The following is a 25,112-nucleotide window of genomic DNA, read 5'->3' on the forward strand; positions in this document are numbered from 1 at the left end:
AATTATGAAAAAAATATTAATAGTAGGAGGTGTAGCAGGAGGAGCTTCCGCTGCTGCCAGACTTAGAAGACTAAATGAAGAAGATAAAATTATATTATTTGAAAAAGGACCTCATGTATCTTTTTCAAACTGTTCATTGCCTTATTATATTGGAGGACTAATACCTTCTGAAGATACTTTACTTTTAATGAATCCAGAAAAGTTTATGAAACAGTTTAATGTTGATGCTAGAGTTAACAGCGAAGTTACAGCAATAGATAGAAATAAAAAAGAGATAACTGTTGTATGTGAAGGCAAAGAGTATAAAGAAAGTTATGATAAACTTATACTTTCTATGGGAGCAAAACCTATAGTACCTCCTATTAAGGGAATAGAAAAAGTTAATGTATTTACTGTAAGAAATGTTGTTGATATTAGTAAAATACATAATTTTCTTAAAGGAAAAAAAGATGCTAAAGTGGCTGTTATAGGCGGAGGATTTATCGGTATTGAGATGGCAGAAAATTTAAAGCATGCAGGATACAATGTAACAATAGTAGAAGCATTGCCTCAGATAATGAAACCTTTTGATTATGATATGGTTCAAATATTACATAGAGAATTAATAGATAATGGGGTTAACTTAATAGTTAATGATAAGGTTGATAGTTTTGACACCAATACAGTTATTTTAGGTTCTGGTAAAAAAGTAGAAGCTGATGCTGTTGTACTTGCTATAGGGGTTGCTCCTGAAACTGATATAGCAGTAAAAGCAGGAATAGAACTTGGAAAAACTAAGGCTATTAAAGTTGATGCTAATTACCGCACTAATGATAAAGATATTTATGCTGTGGGAGATGCTATAGAAGTGTACGGTGCTTTATTTAATGATTATTTTAAATTGGCATTGGCAGGACCTGCTCAGAAACAGGCAAGAGCTGCTGCAGATCATATAAACGGAAGAACTGTAGATAACAGAGGATTTATAGGTTCATCTGTTATAAAAGTATTCGGATATAATGGGGCTTCTACAGGACTTTCTGAAGGCTTTATAAAAGCTATGAACTTAAATATAGATTATGATACAGTAGAAATTATTCCTTTTGACGGTGTATCAATAATGCCTTCTGCAAGACTAATGCATTTCAAACTTATATATGAAGTTCCTACAGGAAAAGTATTAGGTGCTCAGGCAATAGGAAAAGGAAATGTTGATAAAAGAATAGATGTTATAGCTACTTTAATAAAATTCGGAGGAACTATAGATGATTTGAAAGATTTAGAATTATGCTATGCTCCTTCATTTGGTACAGCTAAAGATGTTGTAAATTTTGCTGGTTATGTTGCTTCTAATTTAAAAAACGGAGATTTCAAACAGGTTCATTATAGTCAGGTAAGAGAATTGGTGGAAAAAGATGCTTATTTCTTGGATGTAAGAATGCCTGAAGATTTTGCTGTAGGACATTTAGAGAAAGCTGTTAATATACCTCTTGGAGCATTAAGAGCTAGAGCAAATGAAGTTCCTAAAGACAGACCAGTATATATTACATGCAAAACAGGATTAACAAGCTATACTGCATGCAAAATATTGCAGAACATGGGATTTGATAATGTTATAAATGTATCAGGCGGTTTTATAGGTTTATCACAATACGAATACTACAATGATAAAGCTACAGGAAGAAAACCTATATTAAGCGGATATTTTGGTTAAAATTAATTAAAAAAGTATTTTATTAAAATCTATTTTTATTATATAATATATAATAAGGATAGATTTTAATAAGGATTTAATTATGGTAATAGAAAATGAATTAAAAATAGTATCTCCTTCGGAGGCGAATGAAATCATTAATAAAACTAATAATATAGTTATTCTTGATGTAAGAACCGAGATGGAGCATAATTATGAAGGTATGATTGAAAATTCTATTTCTATGGATTTCCTTAAGCCAAGAGTCTTTAAAAGAGAAATATCAAAACTAGATAAAAATACCCCGTATCTTTTATATTGCTCAATAGGTAAATTAAGCGTCAAGGCGGGCGAATATATGAAAGAAGAAGGATTCAAAGAGATTTATGTATTAGACGGAGGGTTAAAAGCTTGGAATAAAAATTTCGGAGACAGCAATAAAGTATCTAAGTTTGACAGAGAAGAGGCTTTAGAAAGGCGTAAAAGGCTTATTATTAGATTAAATAGGATAGAAGGACAAATTAAGGGTATGAAGAAAATGCTTGCTAAAGGGGAATATTGCGGAGATATATTGAATCAATCTCTTGCTGTTAAAGCTGCTATGGGAAGCGTAAATCAGGAAATTATGGAAGTATTTTTGAATACTTGTATGATATCTCCTAAAGAAAAAGAAGATTTCTTTAGGTATATGAGAAAACTTATAAAGTAATTTTTTATTTTGTTTATTGTTATTGTATTTTTATATTTTCTTTAATTATAAGAAATGGCTTTTAATATATTATATCAAAAGCCATTTACTATTATATAATTACTTTCCCCATTCATCTGGATTTTTATTCCATTCTAATGCCTTTTTCAATTCATCATCTGTTATATAATTTTCATCTTTTGCAATTTCCATAAGAGATGAAAAATTAGAAAGAGATGAAAATTCAATACCTGCATCTGCAAAATTTTTATATGCTTTTTCAAATTCATAAGAAAATATAGCTATAATTTCAAGCCCAATAGCCCCCTCACTCTTAGCAGCCTCAAATGCTTTAATAGAACTTCCCCCAGTTGATATTAAATCTTCTATTAATATTAATCTTTTTCCATTACATTCAGCACCCTCTATCTGCTTGCCTCTTCCATGTTCTTTTTTCTCCGCTCTAATGTAGCAAAGAGGCTTATTAAGTTCATAAGCTATGAAAGATGCCCAAGGAATACCCGCAGTAGCAGTACCAGCTATAACATCAAAATCCTTATCTTTTAAAACATTTATAAAAGCATCAACTATAACCTTCCTTGATTTAGGAAAACCTATAACATATCTGTTGTCGCAGTATATGGGACTCTTTATTCCAGACACAAAAGTAAATGGCTCTTTAACATTCAGCTTAACAGCCTGAGTTTCTAATAATGCCCCTGCTATTAATCTAGCCTTTAATTTTTTATTGCTTTCTATTCCTTCAGCAATTTCCTCTACAACCATTTTGCATGCTTTTACTCTGTCCTCACTCCTAGTAATAGGTCTTCCAACAACTAAATAATCGCATCCATTTTCTATAGCTTCTTTAGGAGTCATTATTCTCTCCTGATCATCTACACTAGCCCATTTAGGTCTAACTCCAGGACATACTGTTCTAAAATTTTCACCGCATTCTTTTTTTATAATGCTAGCCTCTCTAGGAGAACATACAACCCCATCAAGTCCAGATTCTTTACCCAATTTAGCCCAATTAACAGCCAAATCAGTAAGTGCCAAATTAGAACTGAACATATTTTTTACATCATTTTCTGAAAGACTTGTAAGTATAGTTACACCTATTATAAGATTGTCTTTATTTAATTTTTTTATCTCCTGAACAGTTTTTTCCATCATCTTTTTTCCGCCGCTGGTATGAACATTAAACATAAATATATTCTGCTTAGCTGCGAAGAGAGAAGCCATAGCCGTAGTATTTGGTATATCATGGAATTTCAAATCAAGAAATACCTTCTTATTTTTTCCTGCTAAATACTCTATTATCTCACCCTTAGTGTATAAAAAAAGCTCTAACCCAACCTTATAAAATACAGCCTCATCGCCTAATTCATCTATAAGTTTTGTAGCTTCTCCCATAGAATTAAAATCTAATGCTATAATTAATCTCTCTTTTGGATTATCAGTTAATTTTATCATAATCTGTCCTTATAGTTTTATTTTACAAATGTGCTATGCCTATTAAATCTTTTATAGTTTTTATATTATTATTTTTAATATAATCCTCAATGCCGTTAATAACCTCTATAGGCAGTATAGGATTAGAAAATATTCCAGAACCTATAGAAACCAATGAAGCACCAGCCATTATAAACTCCAAAGCATCCTCATAACTGCATATACCCCCCATTCCAATAATAGGTATTTTTACAGCTTTATATACTTGATAAACCATTCTAACAGCAATAGGTCTTATACAAGCTCCTGATAAACCTCCGAATATATTTCCAAGCAAAGGCTTTTTTGTTTTTATATCTATCTTCATAGCCAAAAATGTATTAACAAGAGATACGCTGTCGGCACCTGCATTTTCAACAGCCTTAGCTATACTTGAAATATCAGTAACATTCGGAGAAAGCTTCACTATTAAAGGTTTTTTACTTAAAACTTTTTTTACTGCCTTAGTTGTAGCCTCTGCACTTTCACAGCTTGCCCCAAAAGCCATGCCACCATTTTTTACATTAGGACATGATATATTAAGTTCTACAAAATCTACCCTTTCTATCTCATTTGCTATTTCTGCTACCTTTACATATTCATCTAATGTAGCTCCGTTTATATTCAAAATTATCGGAGTCGTATATTTTATATTTTTAACTATATTATCTCTAAAATATTCTATACCAGGATTTTCAAGTCCTATACAGTTTATCATTCCAGATGAAGTTTCAGCTAATCTAGTACCTTTATTTCCGTCTTTTTTATTTAATGTTATACCTTTCAAATTCACAGCACCAAGTTCATTAATATCAAAATAACTGCTGTATTCTTCTCCAAAGCATCCTGAAGAAGTTATAACATTATTCTTTAATTGCTTGCCAAGAAAGTTTATATTTAATACACTCATAATATTATCCGTAAAAATTATATATTTAATAATTTAGCATCAAAAACAGGACCGTCATGGCATACTTTCTTTAATATATAGCCATTAGTATTATCTTTTATCTCTATATTACATCCTAAACATGCATTAACACCGCATGCCATTCTCTCCTCAAGAGATGCATAACATATAATATCTTTTTCATTAGCTATTTTTATTAAAGCACTCATCATAACAGCAGGTCCGCATGTATATATAATATCAAATTTTTTTTCTTTTAATAATTCTTTCGTTTTATCTACAGCATTGCATTTATCCCCTACTGAACCGTCATCTGTTGTAATATATAAATCAATATTGCTGGTATCAAATCTCTTTATTATTTTTAAAGCACTTTCATTAGCACCGCCCATTATCATAGCTATAGAATTATTTGAATCATTATTAAATAATTTTTCTATTAATAATTTCATAGGTGCTATACCCATTCCGCCTGCTGTTATTAATATTTTTTTATTCTTTACATCATCTATAGGAAATCCATTGCCTAGAGGACCTTGTATATTAAGAATATCATCTTTTTTTAATTTTGATAAATATTCCGTGCCTTTGCCTTTTACCTGATAATAAAATTCAAGAATATCATTATCTATATAGTGCAGACTTATAGGGCGTCTTAAAAATGTATTGCTTTTAAGCATAAAAAACTGACCTGCTTTTGAATGCTTATAACTCTCTTTAGATTTTAATCTTAAAAGATATTTATCATCGCATATTCGTATATTATCTGATATAATACAATCTTCTAAAAACATTTTATAAACCTTTTATTTAATCAAAAACTGCATATTTATATATAAAAAAAAGAATGCCTAATCCCAGTAAAGAGATGGCATTCTTTGAATATTCTTAAAGCTAATTATAAATAATATGTTCTTCATGAAATCATAATATACCATATTCCTATAAAAATTCAAGTATTAAAAAAAAATTATTATTTTAAAATTTTCTCTTCAAGATTATAGCCTTATGAGGACATAATTCCTGACAGCAGTAACAGGATATACAATGCTTATAATAATATTCAGGAGGATAATCTTTTCCTTTTTTTTCAAAATTAAGTGCTAATGGAGTTACAGGACAAACTTTAACACATACACCGCATTTTACGCATTTATTCTTTTCTATAACAGGCTTAGGTATAATAGTGGCAAATAATCTTTTTATTATAGGAAATTTGCTTAATTTCATCAAACTTCTTCCAATACCTACACCTTTATGAGGTTTCTTAAAATCAGTAACTTTTACGCTATCTATTCCATCGCCTAAAACTTCTATATCATCCTTATCGCAAAAACCATGCTTAAAACCCATTTTTAAAGTTGGTATTGTGTTATAATCAAATGATATTATTTGAGAAGCAACATAATCCAAAGCTACAGCATTATCAGATACTATAATTGCATTGATTTTTCTAGGACTTCCGTTTCTAGGTCCGTTTCCCTCCATAGCTAGTATGCCGTCCATTATATAAAGTTTAGGGCTTACTAACTTATTCAAATCAAGAAGCATAGTTGAAAAATCTTCAAAATCAGGAAGTTTTAAATGATATTCAGCCTTTCTAAATCCAGGAATACATCCGAATTGATTTTTTACAGCTCCTGTCATTGTAGTTAAAGCATGGGATTTTAATTTAGGCAAACTTATTATAGTATCAGCTTCCTGAATAGGCTTAGCTATAGTAAAACTTTTCTCCTGTACGCCGTCTTCATAAGAAACTCCCACAGGCTCTTCAAAATCAGCATATTGAACATTTAATCTATTGGCAGCTTCATCAATTCCAGCCTTTAATGCTACACTATTTCCTTTTCCAATACCTGGTGAATCTCCGTAAGAAATACTATTAACATTTTTTTCTCTGAGTATAGAAACTACTGCTTCAAATACTATAGGATGAGTTGTTACAGAGCTATCTGCAGTTTCAGCAGCTAATAAATTGGGTTTTAAAAGTACTTTATCATTTTCCTTTACAAATAAATCTATTGTGCCTATTAAATCTATGGCTCTCTTAATAGATTTTTTTACTTCTTCTAAATCATAATTTTCACATTTTATTACAGCAACTTTACTCATAATATTAACCTTATATATTAATACTGTTTAATTAATTATATAGGAATTAAACTAATTGTAAAGCTAAAAATTATAATTAATTAGAAGTGCCTATATTATTAGTAGGCATATTATTAGATTCTAATGTCTGAGTATTAGCAGCTGGTGCTTGCTGAGTAGCGGCAGGAGTATCATCAGCTGTAACATTTTCAAAAGCCGTTTTCTGACTGCTTATAGCAACAGATATCAATAAAGCTCCTACTATAAATATAGTAGAGAGAAAAGTAGTAGCCTTTGTTAAAGCATTTCCTCTTTGGCTTCCTAAAACATTAGCCTGAGCACTTGAGAATAAACCTTCTGCTTTACCGCCTTGTATAATGATAATCAATATTAATAATACACAGATTATAGAATAAACTACTATTCCAAGAGTTAGTAAAGCATTCATAAAAATATATTCCTCAATTTTAATTAATTTTCTTTATTTTAATTGTATAATTATATCATTTATAAAATTTTTTTCAAGTATTAACTGATATTAATTCTTCTATTTAGGTCGAAATCACCACGCATGCCTGTAAGAATATACCCTATATCTGCCATATTCTTTCTAAGACTCTCTACTCCCTCTGCCGATTCAGTACCTGTAGCTATTTTATCATTGTATAATAAATATTTTTTTCTTACGTCCATAGGTGATAAATTAGGCATAACAACATTAGAACCATGAAGTATTCCCATTTCTCTTCCGCCTTCTCTTATAGTACCTAGTGCTGTTGTAGCAGGAATCAATGCTAAAGGAAAAATTAAACGAAGTATGCTTATAAGTATTAAAGTAAGTTCCAACTCACCTTTTTTTTCATTAGCAAAAGGAGTATCTTTATGAGGTAAAAATGGTCCTATTCCTATCATCTCTGGCTTTATTTCCTGCATAAATACAAAATCATTAGCTATATTTTCTAAAGTTTGATAAGGACTTCCAACCATAATTCCGGTACCTGTTTGATATCCTAACTTTTTTAAATTTCTTAAGCATTCCTTTCTATTATCCAAACTCATATCTTTTGGGTGAAGTTTTGAATAGTGAATATTATCAGCCGTTTCATGCCTTAATAAAAATCTATTAGCTTCCTTTTCTTTTAATACTTTATAATAATCTTCTTCCTTCTCCCCTATTGATAATGTTAAGGCACAATCTGGAAATTTAGTTTTGATAGCTTCTACTATATCAGACATTATATTTATATTGTAATAAGGGTCTTCTCCTCCTTGCAAAACAAAAGTCCTAAATCCTATCTCATAACCAAGCTCGCAGCATGATAAAATATCTTCTTTATTTAATCTGTAGCGTTCGGCATTTTTATTGCTCTTTCTTATTCCGCAGTATATACAGTCATTCTTGCAGTAATTAGTAAACTCTATAAGCCCCCGCATAAAAACGTATTTACCAAATATTTTATCAGCTTTTTCCCTAGCCTTTACTCTAAGATATTCTTTTAAATCTTTTATGCTCTCTTCTTCCTCTTGAGTTAATTGTTTTTTATTAATATTATTATCATATTCAAAAGATGATAATAAAACTAAAGCATCATCATAAGATATACTCTCTTCTTTATCTATTTTGTTAATAATTTCTTTTGACTTGTTTATATCAATCAATTTTGTATTCCTTTAAATATACATATTAATATATTATAATTCTTCTATTTCATTTACACTAAGTCCTGTAATATCACTTATCAATGATATATCTATATTTTTATTTTTCATATTTTTTGCAGTTAATATTTGGTTTTCTTTTATACCTTTTTCTATACCTTTTTTAAAACCTTCTTCAATGCCTAATCTTCGTTCTTCTTCCAACATTATCTGATTACCGTATAGATAAGCTTCTCTTTTATCATATTCATTCATCATGAGTCTGTCTTTTATAAAATTATTATATCTTCTCTGTACATCTTCCATTATAGGTTTTTCTTTAACTAATTCAGACATAATTACCTCCCTACGAGCTGTAGCACCAACCCGCACCGTATTTCAAAATATTATACAAAATCTTCTATAGGTGCGGCCGAATACCTTTTATTATACCATAAATTATATTTTATCATTAATAAAAAATTAAATTTCTATTATAACAACTGTTCCATTTTATGTAATGCATTTTACATCTACAATTGTTTCCTTATAATTAAGGCGACTGCGATATCTGTCCACCTTGCGTGCTGCCTTCGGCGACAGAGTAAGTATTTCCACACTTCTAAAAGTTTTCATATTGGCATCAAGCATTGTTGAATTGATAAAATCAAGTAATATCAAATTGCTGTCTTTAGATGAGAATAAATATCTCACAAAATAATCATTTAAAACATTAATATCTCTTCTCATAATATAATTATACTAAAAATAAATATAAATGTAAAGTTATAAATAAAAAGTTAATCAAAATTTAAAAATACATTATTATATAGTAAATATTTCTTTTACTCATTTTATATTATTCGATTTAAATTAAATATATTTCACACCATTAATTTTTGCTATAGTCATGCCGTAATTAGTTATAGGCACATTCTGCTCTTCGCATATTCTTATTCTATTTAAAATATGCTTTCTAGTACCCATACACCCACCACAATGTATTACCAAATCATATTTAGACAAATCATCTGGAAAATCATTACCTGCTACATAATCAATGGCAAAATCACAACCAAATTTCTTTTTTAAAAGATTAGGTATTTTAACCCTTCCAATATCACCCTCCAAAGGAACATGGGTACAGCTTTCTGCTATTAATAATTTACTTTCCTTTGTAAGTTTATCTATGAAGTCAGCACCTCTTTTATATACTTCTTCATTTCCTTTGTATCTTGCAAAAAGCACAGAAAATGAAGTTAAAAGACTTTCTTTAGGTTTTAATTTTTCTACTTCTTTGAATACTTGAGAATCTGTTATTATAACTTTAGGAGGCTTGCTTAATGCTTTAATGGCATTTTCAAACTTATCAAAAGTAGAAGCCATAATCACAGCCTTATTGTCTAAAATATCTCTTATAGTCTGTACTTGAGGAAGTATAAGACGCCCTTTTGGTGCTTGAATATCCTGAGGCATAACAAGCATTACAACATCATCTTCTTTAATTATATGTCCTGTTATACTAATCTCTTCTATCTTAGGTATAGATGATTTTATAGCTTCTATTAGATTATCAATATTAACTCTATTTTTTGAACTGATTGAAACAACTTCTAAATCAAACATTTCTTTTATATTTTGCTCTATATTTTTATAATTATCATTTAAATCTATTTTATTTAATACAGCTATAACAGGTATCTCTAAAGCAGCAAGCTCATTTTTCCATTTTAACTCAAGTAAATAATCATTATTAATAAAAGAAGCATCAAATACAAGCAATGCAATGTCAGCAGATTCCATTATTTTTCTAGTTCTATGTATTCTTAAAGCACCAAGCTCTCCTTCATCATCAAAACCAGCAGTATCAACTATGGCACATGCTCCTATGCCGTTTATCTCTATAGCCTTTTTAACAGGGTCTGTAGTAGTTCCTGCAGTATCAGAAACTATCGCTACGTCCTGATTGGCAATTGCATTGATAATGCTGGATTTACCTGCATTTCTTCTTCCGAATATTGCAATATGTGTTCTATTTGAATTTGGTGTAGTATTCATATTTTATTCCATTTATTTATATTAAAATTAATAATATTCAAAAAAATTTATTTGATTCTTATTTCTAAATATAACAAATAAAATACACCGAGCAAATAAAAATCATATTTTTCTGCTCGGTGAAATAAATAACCCATAAAATAAAATCAATAATTTATACCCAATATATAAAATTAATTAAAATTTAAAATCTCTTTTTCCTTCATCTATGCCTTTTAAAGCATCAACTAATCTTGTTTTTACTTTTTCATTAGGTACTCTTTCTATCTCATTTATCATAACTTTATCTATAGATTTTCTCGTTTCTTCTTTAGCATAATCATTTTCATATTCTTTTAAAGTTATTATAGCATTAGCCTGACAGAAATTCTTTATTTGTCCGCTCTTAGCAAAAGCCATAAACCTGTCGCCTGTTCTTCCTTCCCTATAACAAGCAGTACAGAAACTAGGTAAATAATCTATATCAGCAAGCCATTTAATTATATCATCAAGAGAACGGTTATCAGATATTTCAAACTGTTTTGAGTTCTCCTCTTCCTCTTCAACATATCCTCCAACACTTGTTCTTGAGCCTCCGCTTATTTGAGAAACGCCTACTTCTAATGCTTCCTCTCTTGATTTTTGACTCTCTCTTGTAGAAACTATTATCCCAGTATAAGGAACAGCAATTCTTAAAACAGCTACTATTTTTTTGAATAAACTATCAACAATAGCATTAGGAAAACTTTTAACATCAACATCATCAGCAGGTCTTATTCTAGGAACGCTTATAGTATGAGGTCCGCATCCGAAAGTATCTTCTAAATGCTTAGCATGATAAAGCATGGCAGTGAAATCATATTTATAATCATAAAGCCCAAACAATACGCCTATACCAACATCATCAATACCGCCTTCCATAGCTCTGTCCATTGCCTCAGTATGATATTCATAATTACTTTTAGGGCCGCTTGGATGAACCTTCTCATAAGTAGGTTTATGATAAGTTTCTTGAAATAATACATAAGTACCTATTCCTGCATCTTTTAACTTTCTATAATTTTCAACTGTAGTAGCAGCAATATTTACATTAACTCTTCTAATAGCACCATTTTTATGCTTAATGCTGTATATTGTTTTTATGGATTCAAGCAAATATTCCATACTAGCATAGTCTGGATCTTCTCCTGTTTCTAAAGCAAGCCTTTTATGTCCCATATCCTGCAATGCTATAACTTCAGCTCTAATTTCATCTTGAGTTAATTGCTTTCTTGCTATATGAGTATTTTTAGCATGATAAGGACAATAAACACATCCATTTATACAATAATTAGATAAATAAAGAGGAGCAAATAAAACTATTCTTTTACCATATATTTCTAATTTTATTTTCTTTGCTATTTCAAACATTTCATTTTCTACATCTTTATCATTGCAAAGAAGTAATGCCAATGCTTCTTTAGGCTCAAGTCCTTTCATCTGATTTGCTTTGTCTAATATCTCTCTTATATTGTAATCGCCGTTTTCTACTTGAGATATAGTTTTTAGAATTTCCTCATCATTAATAAACTCATTAGCGTTTTTAGATTTTGAATCATACTTAAATAAAGTTGCTTGGGACATAAAACATACTCCTATAAAATAATTAAACTGTTTAGGTATTACTTTTTGTTTGCATAAAGTGCTTTAGCAGAAACATTTTCAAGCATACCAAGTTTACCAGTTAAACTATTAATTTTATCATTAGGAGCATTTAAGACTATACTGATTATATTTATATTCTCTTCTCTATATGGAATACCCATTCTTCCTATAATAAAATCGCTGTAATCATGCAAAATATCATTCACCTCTGCAGCAGCATTGGTGTCTTCTATAATAATACCTATAACAGCAATCCTATTATTACCCATAAATCATACAAATACGAATTATAAAAAATATTCCTTTATGATAAACATCAATAGTTATTCACTTAGGCTAATAATATTATAGTAATTATAATATATTTTGTAAATAGTTTTTATCAATTTTTTATTTATCTATACTAAAAATACATCACTTTATTAATAAAATATTATTTTTCTATCTTAAAAAAGCTCATAGCTGCCTGAAGTTCTCTAGCCTCATTATACAATGATATAGAAGAAGCCGTAGACTCTTCAACCAAAGCAGCATTTTCCTGAGTTATAGTATCCATTTCCATAACTGCTTTATTAACTTGAGATACTCCAGACTGCTGCTCTACAGCTGCAGAACTTATATCCATTATTATATTAGCAGTTTCCTCTATTTGTTCTTTTATACCTACAAACAACTGCTCTTGGCTTTCTACTATATTATTGGCTTTATTAATTTTTTCATATACCTGATTTATTAATTCTGTTATATCTTTAGCCGAATCCTGACTATTTTGTGCCAAACTTCTAACCTCGCTTGCTACAACAGCAAAACCTTTACCCTGATCGCCAGCACGTGCCGCCTCTACTGCAGCATTAAGTGCCAATATATTAGTTTGAAAAGCAATACCTTCTATAACCTTTATAATATCCTTAATCTTTTCACTATCAGAATTAACTTCATGCATACTTCTAACAGTTTCAGATACAACAGAAGATGCATTTTCTATTGCTGTTCTGCAGTCTTTCATCATATTATTGCCTTTAACAGAATTATTAGTTGCCAATGTAATAGCAGAAGCAATTTCTTCCATAGAAGAAGCTGTTTCTTCAAGATTAGCTGCAGTATTTTCTGCTTTATGAGCTAAATCCTTATTACCAGCAGCAAGATTATTAGCGGCTTCAGCCATCCTGTTTGATCCTTCAATAGTCTTTTCTATTACCTCTATAAGTTTGTATTTCATATTATGAAAAGAATGAGATAATTCTCCAAGTTCATCCTTTCTATTCATCTTTCTTTTATGCATAATAAGTTTTCCGCTTTCTATTTCTTTAGCTTCTTCAACTATAATATTAAGCGGTTTAATAATACTTCTAGTAAATAAGAATACAACCAATGTCATAATAACCATAGATATTATTCCTATAACTACACTTGTAAAAATTATAGATTTGTTAATCTCATAAATTTCTTCTTCATCCATAGCATAAGCAACTATCCAAGGCTGAACTGCCATCTTTTTATAAAATCCCTCTCTAATATTATTATTAAGACCATATTTTAGTTTTCCTGAAACAGATTTATTTTGTATAATATTATTATATTCACTTGGGGCTTCTTTATTTATCTCAGCTGGATCTGTATCCATTAAAACTATAGATTTATCATTAACTATTACTATTCTTCCAGTTCTTCCCAATTGCACATTACTAAAATACGCATCATATATAGACATTATTTGTATAATAGAAACTAAATAACCTATTAATTTATTCTCATAATCAAGGATTCTCACACCTAAAGATATTGTAAGCTCTCCTGTAGCAGCTGATTTAGAAATATCTCCAAAAGCCACTTCTTCTCCAGCTAATAATTTATTCATCATAGTAGGTCTTAAATCCATAAAATTTCTTCCTATTAGCTGAGAATTTCTATCCAAAACTATTTTACCGCTGGTATCCATTATAGAAATATTTTCTATAAAATTATTATTTTCTATAAATGAACCTATATCTAAAAAAACATTATTACTGTAAGCTGTCATATTTGAAAAGAAATTCTTAATATTAGCACCGCTCGTATATGATTTATTAACCATAATCTGAGCATCCAATATAGAATCAAATAGGTTAGCATACCCCTCAACAGTATTTATAAACCCCGTATTCGTACTCTGGGTTATACCCTTATTAGAAAAATATACTGATGTAACAATTAAAAAAGCAAACATCAATATAGACATTAAGCTAATTATTACTGGTAATCTAAAGGATAGACTATTAAGTTTTTTCATAAAAGACTCCTAATTATTTATGATAAATAATCAAATTGGTAAAAACCGACAAAACCCTAATTATGTATATAAGTATAGTCAAAAAAATATAATTGTCAATAGTATTTTACAATAGAATAAATTTTATTATAAAATATTTATTTTATTAAAGTATTTACATAACAGTTTTTCATTTAGAATTACATAATAAAATTACCTTAATCTGTAGAAAAAAGTATATTAAAGTATATTATATATAAATTATAATACTTATTAAGAATAGATTTGTTCAAAAACTCAATTATAAAATATTATTTTATATCTTGCATAAACAATTATTTTAATATATAAACATGCTTTAACTGTGCCTGCCAACAGCAAATATGTAGCACGAATTGTGGTACCAACTATAATTAATATAAAATTAAAAAGCTATAAATATTAATAAATTGTGTTTTTAAACAAGTCTAACAATAAATATTATATTTTACAAGTTTATCATATATTTGACTATTTATAATTTTACTATAAAATTGTCTAATGGAAAAGATTATTAGAAGAACTGCATTAGCTATAATATATACTATAATATCTTCTTTAGTAGTACTCTCAATTATATTTATACCAAAAGGCTATAACTTATATAAACATTGTAAGGAATATATAAACAAGCCATTCTCAAAAGATGAATTAAATATTAATGAAGAGCGTGCTTTAAAAATATATGACAGAAACTCAATACTAATATCAACCATATTTCCAAAGCATGGCGGTTTTTTTGAAGAGGTAAAATACGAAGACTTATCAACAAATTTGATTAATGCAGTAGTAAGTGCAGAGGATAAAAATTTTTTTAATCATAATGGAATAGATTATAAGGCTATAATAAGAGCATTTTTATCAAACTTAATAAGCGGAAAAGTGGTTTCAGGAGGAAGTACAATTACTCAGCAGCTGGCTAAAAGTATAATACCGCGTGAGAGAACATATATTAATAAATTCTATGAAGCACTTGATGCCTTAAGATTAGAAAAAAATCTCACAAAAAAAGAAATACTCACTGAATATTTAAATAGAGTATTTTTTGGAAACAACTGCTATGGTGTGGGGGCAGCAAGTGATTTATATTTTCATAAAAAAGTTAATGATTTAAATAATAATGAATCTGCAATGCTTGCTTCTATAATAAAATCTGGTACAAAGTTCAATCCTTATAAATATGAAGAGAGATTAAAATCAAGAAGAATATATGTATTGGGTGAAATGAAAAATAATAATTTCATCACAGAAGAAGATTATAATAAAAGTATTAATGAAAAATTAAATATATATAATGATAAAGATAAATATACTTTTAAAGCTCCTCATTTTACAATGTACGCAAAAGAATCACTTGAACAGCTAAAATATACAGGCGTAACAGAATTAAGAACTACATTAGATTATAATATGCAGAAAGAGGCAGTTTTGGTTATAAGCAATTCAAGTCAGTCGCTTCATACATTTAATGTTCGTAATATTTCATGCGTGATACTTAATGCCAAAACAGGAGAAGTGCTTTCAATGATAGGCTCTATGGACTATTTTGATGCTGAAACTCACGGAGCAGTAAACGGAGCAACAGCATTAAGACAGGCTGGAAGTACATTAAAGCCTTTTATGTATGCATATATATTCGATAAAGGAGAATCACCTGCTTCCGTTATAGCCGATATTAAAACTTATATTAATTCCCCTGGCGGAGATTATATACCAGAAAACTTTGATCATAAATACAGAGGTCCAGTTACTATAAGAGATGCATTAGCCAATTCTCTTAATATACCAGCTGTTAAATGGCTTGCAAGATACAGTATAAGAGATTTTCAGAATATACTTTTAAAAGCAGGATTAAGCTCTATAGATAAAAATCCAGACTATTATGGATATTCTTTAGTTCTTGGAAGTGCTGAAGTGCGTTTAATAGATTTAGCTTCAGCATATACGATATTTCCAAACTCTGGAACATTTATAAATCATTACTCAATCACTTCATTAAAAAAAGCAAATGGAGAAATTATAACACTTCCCAAAAAAGCAACTAGAAAAGTAATATCAGAAGAAAGTGCATATTTGATAACAAGCATACTTTCTGACAGAAATGCAAGAATGGGTTCTTTCAGAAGTTATAAAGGAATAGTGTATCCATTTTCCATAGCAATAAAAACAGGCACATCAAAAGGCTCAAGGGATGCATGGGCTATAGGTTACACTAGAGATTATATAGTAGGTATTTGGCTTGGAGATTTTGCAGGAAGCGAGATGATTAATATAACTGGAGGTAATGGTGCTGTACCTATACTTTATGATATATTTACTATGCTTAATAAAAGTCAGAAAGAAACTAAATGGGACAGACCAGATACTATAATAAAAAGGGAAATATGTCTTATAAGCGGAAAACTTAGAGGAGATTTTTGTAAAGAAACAAGAGTTGAAGAGTTCTCTCATATAAATGTACCTAAAGAAGAATGCGATGTTCATAACTTATATATAAAAACAAACTCTGATGGCTCTGTTACAGAAAAAGTTTTTGTAAATCTTCCCAATGAATATAATGGCTGGATAAAAGAGCAGCAGATAGAACGCCCTACTTCAGAATGGATAAAAGTTAATAATATTTATGCATATAATAACAGAATTAAAAATAATATTTATAATCAAAACAGATATTTGGAAAGTATAAATCAAGAAAATAGTTTTGATTTAAATTCTGTAAATACACCTTCAGAAGCATTTAATAGAAATATTAATATAAAAGAAAGGCTTTCAATAAAAGAACCTACTGATAATTCAGTATATAAAATAGACTCAACACTTCCAATAGAATATCAAAATATATTCATATCATCATATATACCAAAAAATATTATAACTGCTGAGTTATACTGCAACAAGGAAGTAATAGCAAATATTGATGATTTAAAAAAAGATTATATAAAATGGAATTTAAAACAAGGCGATTATACTTTTTATATAGAAGCAAAAACTGATGATGGAAATACTATAAAAAGCTCAGCTGTAAAAATATACGTACAATAATAAAAAATAGTATTGCTAAAATTATTTATTCCGATATTATTAATAATATGTATTTTTGATGGAGTTTATTTATGAATAAAAAGATTCTTTCTATATTATTAATACTTTCTATAGCTTTGACTTTACAGTCAGCTTATAAAACAAATCAATATATGAAAGTCGTTGAAGTTAAAGGCAGAGTAAAAATATCTTCTCAAAAAGCGATAGTAAAACCTGCTCAAAATGGAGATTTATTATTCTCTAAAGACAATATCTCCACTGAACAGAATTCTTCTCTAACTTCATATTTAGAAAGCAATAATATATTTAAAGTAAAAGAAAGCTCATCATTAAATATAGATGAATCTTATGATAAAACAGGAAATACTAAATTAAGCCTAGATAACGGAAATTTTATAATAGCATCATCATCAAATGCTAAACCTAACAGCATAACAGTATCTACTTCTAATGCTAATATTACTGTTAATGGAGCTGCTGTAATATCTTATTCCAATGGAAATACTAAAGCACAGTTCTTATATGGAAGCGGAAATGTTAATGGAACTAATATTAATCAATTTACTGAAGTAAATATAGATAATTCAAATAAACTGACTTTAAAAAATATAGAAATGAATACTGAATTAACTAATACTATAAGTGAAATAGTATCTATGCCTTATATAGAAACAATAGTGCCTGATATTTCAAATATAAGCAGCTATTATAATAATTATAATACCGTATCAGAAGAAACTAACCAATCTGGAGAAATTGATATAGATTATGTTGGAAATACCAATGAAACTATAAATACTAATGAGAATAGAACTACTTTAATTATAACTAATCAAACTAAATAAAAATTATTTTTCTAAGTCATTTATATAACTTTGACAAATAAAAAATAGAATATATAATTATATTTAAATACATATTTAAAGGTTAATAAATGACTGCTCGCGAACAAATAGTAAAGGCTGGTAAGGAACTGTTTAAAAGGTACGGATTTAAAAAAGCATCAATGAGTGATATAGCTTTAATGGTTCATAAATCTAAAAGCAGCATATATCATTATTTTAAAAGCAAAGAAGAAATATTTTTTGCCATAGCTGAAAATGAAGCTAATGATCTAAAAAGAGATTTATATGAGGCTATAAAAAAAGAAGATACAGCAGAAGCAAAATTAAGGGCATATATAGTAACAAGACAAAAAGGATATATAAAGCTTGCAAATCTATATGAGGCACTGCATAGCGAAATATTTGAAGATTTTACCCTTATAGAGCATATGAGATCCCAGTATCATAAAGAAGAATATAATACTATTAAAATGATATTAAGAAGCGGAATGAAAAAAGGATTATTCAATATAGATTTAAGGCTAGCAACCGAATCAATTTTAGCTATAATAAAAGGCTTTGAAGTTGAATGGGCTAAAAATAAAAATATAGAAAACTATGAAAAAGATTTGGACACTATAATAAATATTATTTTCTATGGTATAGTTAAAAGGGATTAATAAATTGTATAATGAAAAAACTTTTTATACACCCAATTACATATACATTTTATATCACTATATTTTTTGCTGCAGGAATATCATTAGCATTTCTAATAAAGAATTTTATATTTATATATATTTCATCAATAACAGCATTTATATTTATAGTACTTTCTATCGTATTAACATTGAATAACAAAAATAACATATCAATTATAATATTAATATTATCAAGCATGTTCATCGGATACAGCTATACTATGATTAGATATTATGATATATTTAAAAACACTCTTGATAATTTCAATAAAGAAATAAAAGCATACAATGCTAAAATACTGCAGTATGAAGGTGTTATAGGATTTAGAGATAGATATATTGCTTATATAGATAAGGTTTATGACGGAACTAATTGGTATAATTATTCAGGCAATATAAGGCTTTATAACAGCTCATTAAAACCAATATATATAAATGATATAATAACAGTATCTTCAAAACTAAATCTATATAAAAATATATTAACTAATAATAATTCAGAACTCATAATAGAAATACTTGCTGACAGAATGCTTTACGGAGCAGCCAGTATATATCAGTATAATAATTTTGTTATTCAAAAAGAAGGTTTTTCTATAATTAATTATATAAATAACTATGCTCTAAAAATTAGAAGAGAAGCAAAAGAATCATTAGGTGCAAATATGGAGGCAATACCATATACAATAGCTCAGGCAATATTAATAGGCGATAAAAATTTAATACCATATCATATAAGAGAGTATTTTATAGATTCTGGAATATCTCATATACTTTCAATATCAGGACTTCATATTTCTATGATACTTTCTATTTTATTTTTAATATTATCATTTTTTCCAATGAATTTTTATAAAAGAATATTAATATCAACTATAACAACTGTTATAATATATCCTCCTATTACGCTGTTTTCTATTTCTATAGTTAGAGCCAGTATAATGGCAGTTTGTTTAGCCATATCATATTATTTTGATAGAAACAGAAACCCAATTAATGCATTATTTTTATCAGGATTAATAATTTTAATAATGAATCCTAATTCAATAAAAGATATCAGCTTCCAATTTTCATTTTTAGCTACACTTGGTATAATACTTTACTATCCAATATTCAATTTATACATCATAAAAAATATAAAAGAATTGAAAACTAATAATAAAATTATCTATATAATAAAAAATTTAATCATAAAATTGCTTGCATTCTTTTCTATAAATATATTCGCTCTAATAATAGTACTTCCTCTAAGCATGCATCATTTTTCTATATTAAATATTAGTTCAATAATAACAAATATATTTGCAGTGCCTTTATCATTTATAATATTATCATCATCATTAATAACTATAATAACATATAAAATATATATTCCATTATCAATTTATCCGTCATTATCAGCGGAATTTTTTACTAATATTTTAATATACTTGGCAAAAAGATTCAGCAGCATAAACTTTCTCAAATATGAAATATCATGCAGTTTATATACAGCAATATTAATTACATCTATTTTAATATTTATAGGAATCATTATAAGAATAAAAATTAATAATAAAAAAAATAATTTGTAAATAAAAAAAGCGTATCTGAAATCAGATACGCTCATAATACCCTAAATTCAATTATTTAGCAGGAGTCAATTTAGTTAAAGCATCTTCAACTAATGCAACCCAAGTAGCACCGCTAACGCCATCAACATAAATATTGTTAGCTTTGATCATTTTGTCATAAGCAGCTTTTCCTCTAGCAGGTCCTGAACTATGTGCACATTTTGTTAATACAACTTTTGTTAACTTACCGCCTGCAACAGTAACTTTAGCTTGATAGTCACCTTGTCTTGTTTTGTAAGTAGCTTTGTAATTTCCTAAATATGTGCCGTCTGGTACTTTAGTTAAATCAACTTTACCTTGAGCAAATAGGAACATGCTTGCTGAAAATACAACAGCAAGAACCAATATCATTATTTTTTTAAGGCTCATACGATTTTCTCCCTTTTTAATATATTTGTATATAAAAACATAAATACTATAAAAAGTAAAATAATTGTAAAAAATTTAATTTAATATTTTTTTGATATTGCCTTCTCTTAGCAGTGAAAGTAAATTATTATATTCTACCGTTGTTTTCATTTGATAATATCTGTCATCTATAAAATATGAATATTCAATTTTTATATATTTATCCACTATATTTTTTAATTCTTTCATATCTTCATTTTTATTAGGCATCTCTTTGGCAAAAGCATTTTCTATTTTTACTTTAGATAAAGCCAATGCCGCCTTAAAAGCACTGTCTTTTGCATCATCTTTATTAGCACTATAGCCATTAGGATATCCTATAGAAACAGCTGCAAATTTATTTTCATTAACCCACCCTTCATTAAAATTAATATCAGATGATGTTTGTACATTATTTTCAGCAGATTTACATGATATAAATAAAAACAGCATCATAACAATATAAAAATATCTCATATTTACTCCTATATTATAAATCTAAGGATAATGTTAAAATATTCGTCAAATTTTAATTTTTTTTAACTATATAATTTTACATAATTATTAATTTTAGAGTATAATTGTTCCGAATATATTAAAAAAATATATAAATATAAATTTATTGGGAATTATTATGAAAAGATTATACATTATATCTATTATCTTTCTTTCATTATACGTAAGAGCATTCAGCCAAATATACACATTGCAAAATGGTGAAAAATTAACTAATTCATATATTTTATCAGAAACAAACTATGCTATAGTTTTGGAAAAGAATACTGCTAATGAAGGTAAAACTTATGATATACTATATGGAAATGTTAGATTAAGCGGCTATAAAGATGCAGGTATAATAAGAATTCTGCCTAACGGTACACTGGTTGCTACAATGCTTAAAAACTCTCTTGCTAAAGATATGTGGGTTATAATATACGGCAATGTTGAGCAGGAATTCGATTCTATAGAAAGAGAAATATTTTCAGGAAATAACTCAATAATATTTGCAAGATTAATGGATTACGGCGTTGCTGTTATAAACGGACAGGCACAAATACAATATTCCGAATTATTCGACAGTGTTATAAATGATAATAACTATGCATTTTCATATTCAAGGGACGGTCAATACTTTGTAAATATTAACGGCGAAGAAAAGCAGGTAATTGCCAAAGTAGATAAATTGAAATTTTCAAATGACGGAAAAAATATAGTATATGTCATAGATGCAGAAGAAAATGCTGTTATATTCACTGGAAATGAGGACAGCGAAAGTTTTAAATTAGTTGATGATTTAGCTTCATACAATAATAACAGTATAGCTTATGCTGTAAAAATGCTTCCTCAGGCTGATACAAATATGATAGATACTAATAATATTACCAATAATGTTACTAATACAGTAAATACTAATGAAATGCAAAACGATGTTGTAACAAATGTTTCTACAATAACAAATTACAACTTATCAAATGTAAGCATATATACAAATGAAAAAGGCATTACTGTTAAAGGACAATCAAATACTATAGCTCTTATGATGGTAACTAATGTTATAACAAATATAATATCCAATGAGTTGGCATCTTTACCTCCTGCTGCTGATAATACAAATTTAATAATAACCAATGAATTTATAATGACAAGTGTTATTGCTAACGGCAGAAACTACGGTGAGTTTAATATGGTAACTAATATGTCTTTCTCTCCAGACGGAAAAACTTTAGTATTTATAAATGTTAATACAAATAATACGATGCAGTTATATGTAGGCGGAAATATGACTACTAATTATGATGTAATTCATAATTATAAATATTCAGATGACAGTAAATTCTTAGTATACGGAGCTCAAACAAACGGAGTATCATTTGTTATGCTTAATGGAAGAAGACTTCCTAGAAATTATGAAAAAATAAATGATTTCTATTTCTCAACAAATAATAGTTTAGTTTATAATGCTTCCAAAAACGGCAGAGAATATATAATAGGAAATGATTTTGAAAGTCCTTCATATAATAGAATCATATCATTTAAATTTTTAGGAGAATCATTCGCATTTACTGCTGAAAGACTTGGAAAATATTATTATTTTATATTAAATAAAAATGCATCATTAAGAAGAGAATTAGGAGGATATGATTATATTTCAGCAATGGATAATAATCAGAATTCGGCTATATCAATAGTGTCTGACAGTAAAAATATATATATTATCAAAGACGGCGTAATTATGACTAATCAATAAAACTCCATTCTATATAATGCGTAAATCTTTTTGATTTACGCATTTTTTATATTTAAATAATAGACTTGTTTCAAAACTAAATTTATTTATTAACTGCGGGGACTAGCACTACTTTTGAAACAAGCTAATGATAATTAAAAAGGCAGTACAAATTAATGCACTGCCTCTTTTCATATAAAAAATTCTACAAATTAATCATCAAATTTTTGTCCCATTAGCTGTCCGTTTCCTGATACAATAACTTCCATCATATTATTTAATTTTAATTTATAATTACCCCACTCTTTTTCAGCATCTATAACAGCAGCCTGAGGATGAGCATTTCTTACAGCTTGAATTACAGCAGCAGGAAAAGCACTGTCAGGTATAGGAGTATATTCGCTGTCTATATTAACCCACTCTCCATTAGTTAAAAAGTCTATTGATACCCCATTTGATAACTGAACATCAAACTTTCTTCCATCTCTTTCAACTTTCCATATCTGAGCACTAGGAAATGTTCTCTGTATAAAAGCCCTTGCATTTTGAGGCAAAGCTGATACTGGAACAACAAAGTCATCAGCAAATAAACTGGCAGCTGATAAAACCATTAATGATATGAATAAAACAAATAATTTTCTCATGATTACTCTCCTTAATTTTTTATTATCCATATTTATAATTATAGCAATTTCTATATATTTATCAAGTTATTTTACAAATATTTTACATATTTTTTACAAAATTATACTATAGTTTATTACATGTATGTAAAAAATAATATTAATTATCAAGTTTTAACCTCATTATTTTCAAAATAAGTTTTCTAATATCTTTAGGCAATGGTGCTTTTACTTTTATATTTTCATTTGTAATAGGATGAGGAAATTCCATCTCATAAGCATGCAAAGCCTGTCTTTGAAAGAAACCATCTGGTATAATATTTTTTTCTATAAAATCATCAAAAACTTTAGGACCATACTTTCCGTAAATCTTATCACCTACCATAAAAAGTCCCTTAGAATAAAGATGAACTCTAATCTGATGCATTCTTCCTGTATACAGCCTAGCCATAACTACAGCATAATCTCCAATTCTTTTTATAGTTTTAAATGATGTTTTTGAATATTTAGAGCCTTCTAATCTTTCTTTATGTAATGTTTGAAAACGCCTATAATATTTATGTCCGCTTTCAAGCATATATCCTTCAACAGTAAATTTATCTTCAATATTCATGGCATTTTCAACTACAGCAATATAAGTTTTTTTTATATGTTTTATTTTATTATCATTTCCTACTTTTCTTCCCGCAATCATAGCACAGAATTTTGAAGCTGCCTCAGAACTTCTAGAAAGAACAACACATCCGCTGGTTTCTCTGTCTATTCTATTAAGCATATTTATATTACATCCAAGCATTTCTTTTACAATGGTGTGAAGTGTATTATGATAGTATTTGCCAGAAGGTATAACAGGCAAATTAGCAGGCTTATTAGCAATTATTAAATCTCCGTCATCATATATTATAGCAACATCTCTATCAACATCAGGCTCTTTCATTCCTATAATATGATATGCTATTTCATCACCTTTTTTAACGGCTCTAGTATATTTTATTCTCTCTCCATTAAGTAAAACTAAACCCTGACCTATCAAATTCTGCCACTTATTTCTTGAATAGTAGGAAAATCTATCTCCCATATATTTATCAAGCCTAATATTATTAATATCTTCTTCTATACGGCACTTTCTTATAACAGATTTCAGGTACATCTCTTCAATATTTGAATGCAGTTTATTTTTAGATTTCTTCATAATAAGACTATTATACTGATATAATAAAAATTGTCAAAATAA

The 25,112-nt window shown here is 28.2% G+C and carries 21 protein-coding genes and 2 pseudogenes; 7 read left to right on the top strand and 16 right to left on the bottom strand.

The features are described from left to right. Window positions 1-4: 4 nt before the first annotated feature. Together Q0J69_RS00320 and Q0J69_RS00325 are read left to right on the top strand one after the other, a co-directional pair. Window positions 5-1,693, top strand: a complete 1,689-nt coding sequence (locus tag Q0J69_RS00320) for an FAD-dependent oxidoreductase (protein WP_297203194.1) — start codon at window positions 5-7, stop codon at window positions 1,691-1,693. 82 nt (window positions 1,694-1,775) lie between these two features. Continuing rightward, window positions 1,776-2,381, top strand: coding sequence for a metal-sensing transcriptional repressor (locus tag Q0J69_RS00325; RefSeq protein ID WP_297203197.1), 606 nt, complete (start codon window positions 1,776-1,778; stop codon window positions 2,379-2,381). 99 nt (window positions 2,382-2,480) lie between these two features. Here the strand turns inward: Q0J69_RS00325 and pyrF are convergent, their stop codons facing one another. The 12 genes and pseudogenes from pyrF to Q0J69_RS00385 form a co-directional block, all read right to left on the bottom strand. Beyond that, window positions 2,481-3,836 carry an orotidine-5'-phosphate decarboxylase gene (gene pyrF, locus Q0J69_RS00330; protein ID WP_297203199.1) on the bottom strand — a complete coding sequence of 452 codons (1,356 nt, stop codon included), beginning with the start codon at window positions 3,834-3,836 and terminating at the stop codon, window positions 2,481-2,483. Window positions 3,837-3,858: 22 nt separating this feature from the next. Next, window positions 3,859-4,764 (bottom strand): dihydroorotate dehydrogenase, encoded by a 906-nt coding sequence (locus tag Q0J69_RS00335; protein WP_297203202.1) that lies wholly within the window; start codon window positions 4,762-4,764, stop codon window positions 3,859-3,861. A 17-nt stretch (window positions 4,765-4,781) separates the two neighbouring features. Then, on the bottom strand, window positions 4,782-5,558 hold the full coding sequence (locus Q0J69_RS00340) for a dihydroorotate dehydrogenase electron transfer subunit (RefSeq protein WP_297203204.1): 777 nt from the start codon (window positions 5,556-5,558) through the stop codon (window positions 4,782-4,784). Window positions 5,559-5,742: 184 nt separating this feature from the next. After that, window positions 5,743-6,876: a DUF362 domain-containing protein gene (locus Q0J69_RS00345; RefSeq protein ID WP_297203206.1), complete on the bottom strand. Its 1,134-nt coding sequence runs from the start codon at window positions 6,874-6,876 to the stop codon at window positions 5,743-5,745. A gap of 76 nt (window positions 6,877-6,952) precedes the next feature. Beyond that, entirely contained in the window at window positions 6,953-7,303 is a 351-nt protein-coding gene (secG, locus tag Q0J69_RS00350) for a preprotein translocase subunit SecG (protein ID WP_297203208.1), read from the bottom strand. 80 nt (window positions 7,304-7,383) lie between these two features. Next, entirely contained in the window at window positions 7,384-8,514 is a 1,131-nt protein-coding gene (hydE, locus tag Q0J69_RS00355; protein ID WP_297203210.1) for a [FeFe] hydrogenase H-cluster radical SAM maturase HydE, read from the bottom strand. A gap of 33 nt (window positions 8,515-8,547) precedes the next feature. Further along, a pseudogene (locus Q0J69_RS00360) lies at window positions 8,548-8,862 on the bottom strand (hypothetical protein); the annotation flags it as partial. A 147-nt stretch (window positions 8,863-9,009) separates the two neighbouring features. Next, a pseudogene (locus tag Q0J69_RS00365) lies at window positions 9,010-9,243 on the bottom strand (hypothetical protein); the annotation flags it as partial. A gap of 123 nt (window positions 9,244-9,366) precedes the next feature. Next, the gene (gene hydF / locus Q0J69_RS00370; RefSeq protein WP_297203212.1) at window positions 9,367-10,551 is read right to left on the bottom strand and encodes a [FeFe] hydrogenase H-cluster maturation GTPase HydF; all 1,185 of its coding nucleotides are present in this window, start codon (window positions 10,549-10,551) and stop codon (window positions 9,367-9,369) included. A 177-nt stretch (window positions 10,552-10,728) separates the two neighbouring features. Further along, window positions 10,729-12,153, bottom strand: coding sequence for a [FeFe] hydrogenase H-cluster radical SAM maturase HydG (hydG, locus tag Q0J69_RS00375; protein WP_297203214.1), 1,425 nt, complete (start codon window positions 12,151-12,153; stop codon window positions 10,729-10,731). A 38-nt stretch (window positions 12,154-12,191) separates the two neighbouring features. Further along, window positions 12,192-12,443: a TM1266 family iron-only hydrogenase system putative regulator gene (locus Q0J69_RS00380; RefSeq protein WP_297203216.1), complete on the bottom strand. Its 252-nt coding sequence runs from the start codon at window positions 12,441-12,443 to the stop codon at window positions 12,192-12,194. Window positions 12,444-12,607: 164 nt separating this feature from the next. Continuing rightward, on the bottom strand, window positions 12,608-14,443 hold the full coding sequence (locus Q0J69_RS00385) for a methyl-accepting chemotaxis protein (protein ID WP_297203218.1): 1,836 nt from the start codon (window positions 14,441-14,443) through the stop codon (window positions 12,608-12,610). A 519-nt stretch (window positions 14,444-14,962) separates the two neighbouring features. On the opposite strand from Q0J69_RS00385, the gene pbpC reads away from it, so the two are divergent. The 4 genes from pbpC to Q0J69_RS00405 all read left to right on the top strand — a co-directional run bounded on the left by pbpC (window position 14,963) and on the right by Q0J69_RS00405 (window position 20,602). Beyond that, a complete protein-coding gene (gene pbpC, locus Q0J69_RS00390) occupies window positions 14,963-17,503 on the top strand; it encodes a penicillin-binding protein 1C (RefSeq protein ID WP_297203220.1) in 2,541 nt (846 codons plus the stop codon). Window positions 17,504-17,574: 71 nt separating this feature from the next. Next, window positions 17,575-18,348 (top strand): FecR domain-containing protein, encoded by a 774-nt coding sequence (locus tag Q0J69_RS00395; protein WP_297203221.1) that lies wholly within the window; start codon window positions 17,575-17,577, stop codon window positions 18,346-18,348. An 89-nt stretch (window positions 18,349-18,437) separates the two neighbouring features. Further along, window positions 18,438-19,007: a TetR/AcrR family transcriptional regulator gene (locus Q0J69_RS00400; RefSeq protein WP_297203222.1), complete on the top strand. Its 570-nt coding sequence runs from the start codon at window positions 18,438-18,440 to the stop codon at window positions 19,005-19,007. An 11-nt stretch (window positions 19,008-19,018) separates the two neighbouring features. Next, window positions 19,019-20,602 carry a ComEC/Rec2 family competence protein gene (locus Q0J69_RS00405; protein WP_297203223.1) on the top strand — a complete coding sequence of 528 codons (1,584 nt, stop codon included), beginning with the start codon at window positions 19,019-19,021 and terminating at the stop codon, window positions 20,600-20,602. A gap of 51 nt (window positions 20,603-20,653) precedes the next feature. On the opposite strand, the gene Q0J69_RS00410 is transcribed toward Q0J69_RS00405, so the two are convergent. Then, complete coding sequence (locus Q0J69_RS00410) at window positions 20,654-21,010, bottom strand: FMN-binding protein (RefSeq protein WP_297203226.1); 357 nt, start codon at window positions 21,008-21,010, stop codon at window positions 20,654-20,656. Between the two features lie 75 nt (window positions 21,011-21,085). After that, on the bottom strand, window positions 21,086-21,505 hold the full coding sequence (locus tag Q0J69_RS00415; RefSeq protein WP_297203228.1) for a hypothetical protein: 420 nt from the start codon (window positions 21,503-21,505) through the stop codon (window positions 21,086-21,088). A gap of 157 nt (window positions 21,506-21,662) precedes the next feature. Here Q0J69_RS00415 and Q0J69_RS00420 point away from each other — a divergent pair, with 157 nt between their 5' ends. Continuing rightward, window positions 21,663-23,276, top strand: coding sequence for a hypothetical protein (locus Q0J69_RS00420; protein WP_297203230.1), 1,614 nt, complete (start codon window positions 21,663-21,665; stop codon window positions 23,274-23,276). A gap of 191 nt (window positions 23,277-23,467) precedes the next feature. Here the strand turns inward: Q0J69_RS00420 and Q0J69_RS00425 are convergent, their stop codons facing one another. Continuing rightward, complete coding sequence (locus Q0J69_RS00425; RefSeq protein WP_297203232.1) at window positions 23,468-23,899, bottom strand: PepSY-like domain-containing protein; 432 nt, start codon at window positions 23,897-23,899, stop codon at window positions 23,468-23,470. Between the two features lie 139 nt (window positions 23,900-24,038). Beyond that, the gene (locus Q0J69_RS00430) at window positions 24,039-25,070 is read right to left on the bottom strand and encodes an RluA family pseudouridine synthase (protein ID WP_297203234.1); all 1,032 of its coding nucleotides are present in this window, start codon (window positions 25,068-25,070) and stop codon (window positions 24,039-24,041) included. Between the last annotated feature and the right edge of the window lie 42 nt (window positions 25,071-25,112).

The sequence above is a fragment of the uncultured Brachyspira sp. genome (genome assembly GCF_944388875.1).
Taxonomy (GTDB): domain Bacteria; phylum Spirochaetota; class Brachyspiria; order Brachyspirales; family Brachyspiraceae; genus Brachyspira.

Bases quoted from the DNA above. Each gene is read 5' to 3' on its own strand.
- Q0J69_RS00320 (WP_297203194.1), top strand. From the start codon at position 5: ATGAAAAAAATATTAATAGTAGGAGGTGTAGCAGGAGGAGCTTCCGCT.
- Q0J69_RS00325 (WP_297203197.1), top strand. From the start codon at position 1,776: ATGGTAATAGAAAATGAATTAAAAATAGTATCTCCTTCGGAGGCGAAT.
- pyrF (WP_297203199.1), bottom strand. From the start codon at position 3,836: ATGATAAAATTAACTGATAATCCAAAAGAGAGATTAATTATAGCATTA.
- Q0J69_RS00335 (WP_297203202.1), bottom strand. From the start codon at position 4,764: ATGAGTGTATTAAATATAAACTTTCTTGGCAAGCAATTAAAGAATAAT.
- Q0J69_RS00340 (WP_297203204.1), bottom strand. From the start codon at position 5,558: ATGTTTTTAGAAGATTGTATTATATCAGATAATATACGAATATGCGAT.
- Q0J69_RS00345 (WP_297203206.1), bottom strand. From the start codon at position 6,876: ATGAGTAAAGTTGCTGTAATAAAATGTGAAAATTATGATTTAGAAGAA.
- secG (WP_297203208.1), bottom strand. From the start codon at position 7,303: ATGAATGCTTTACTAACTCTTGGAATAGTAGTTTATTCTATAATCTGT.
- hydF (WP_297203212.1), bottom strand. From the start codon at position 10,551: ATGAATACTACACCAAATTCAAATAGAACACATATTGCAATATTCGGA.
- hydG (WP_297203214.1), bottom strand. From the start codon at position 12,153: ATGTCCCAAGCAACTTTATTTAAGTATGATTCAAAATCTAAAAACGCT.
- Q0J69_RS00380 (WP_297203216.1), bottom strand. From the start codon at position 12,443: ATGGGTAATAATAGGATTGCTGTTATAGGTATTATTATAGAAGACACC.
- Q0J69_RS00385 (WP_297203218.1), bottom strand. From the start codon at position 14,443: ATGAAAAAACTTAATAGTCTATCCTTTAGATTACCAGTAATAATTAGC.
- pbpC (WP_297203220.1), top strand. From the start codon at position 14,963: ATGGAAAAGATTATTAGAAGAACTGCATTAGCTATAATATATACTATA.
- Q0J69_RS00395 (WP_297203221.1), top strand. From the start codon at position 17,575: ATGAATAAAAAGATTCTTTCTATATTATTAATACTTTCTATAGCTTTG.
- Q0J69_RS00400 (WP_297203222.1), top strand. From the start codon at position 18,438: ATGACTGCTCGCGAACAAATAGTAAAGGCTGGTAAGGAACTGTTTAAA.
- Q0J69_RS00405 (WP_297203223.1), top strand. From the start codon at position 19,019: ATGAAAAAACTTTTTATACACCCAATTACATATACATTTTATATCACT.
- Q0J69_RS00410 (WP_297203226.1), bottom strand. From the start codon at position 21,010: ATGAGCCTTAAAAAAATAATGATATTGGTTCTTGCTGTTGTATTTTCA.
- Q0J69_RS00415 (WP_297203228.1), bottom strand. From the start codon at position 21,505: ATGAGATATTTTTATATTGTTATGATGCTGTTTTTATTTATATCATGT.
- Q0J69_RS00420 (WP_297203230.1), top strand. From the start codon at position 21,663: ATGAAAAGATTATACATTATATCTATTATCTTTCTTTCATTATACGTA.
- Q0J69_RS00425 (WP_297203232.1), bottom strand. From the start codon at position 23,899: ATGAGAAAATTATTTGTTTTATTCATATCATTAATGGTTTTATCAGCT.
- Q0J69_RS00430 (WP_297203234.1), bottom strand. From the start codon at position 25,070: ATGAAGAAATCTAAAAATAAACTGCATTCAAATATTGAAGAGATGTAC.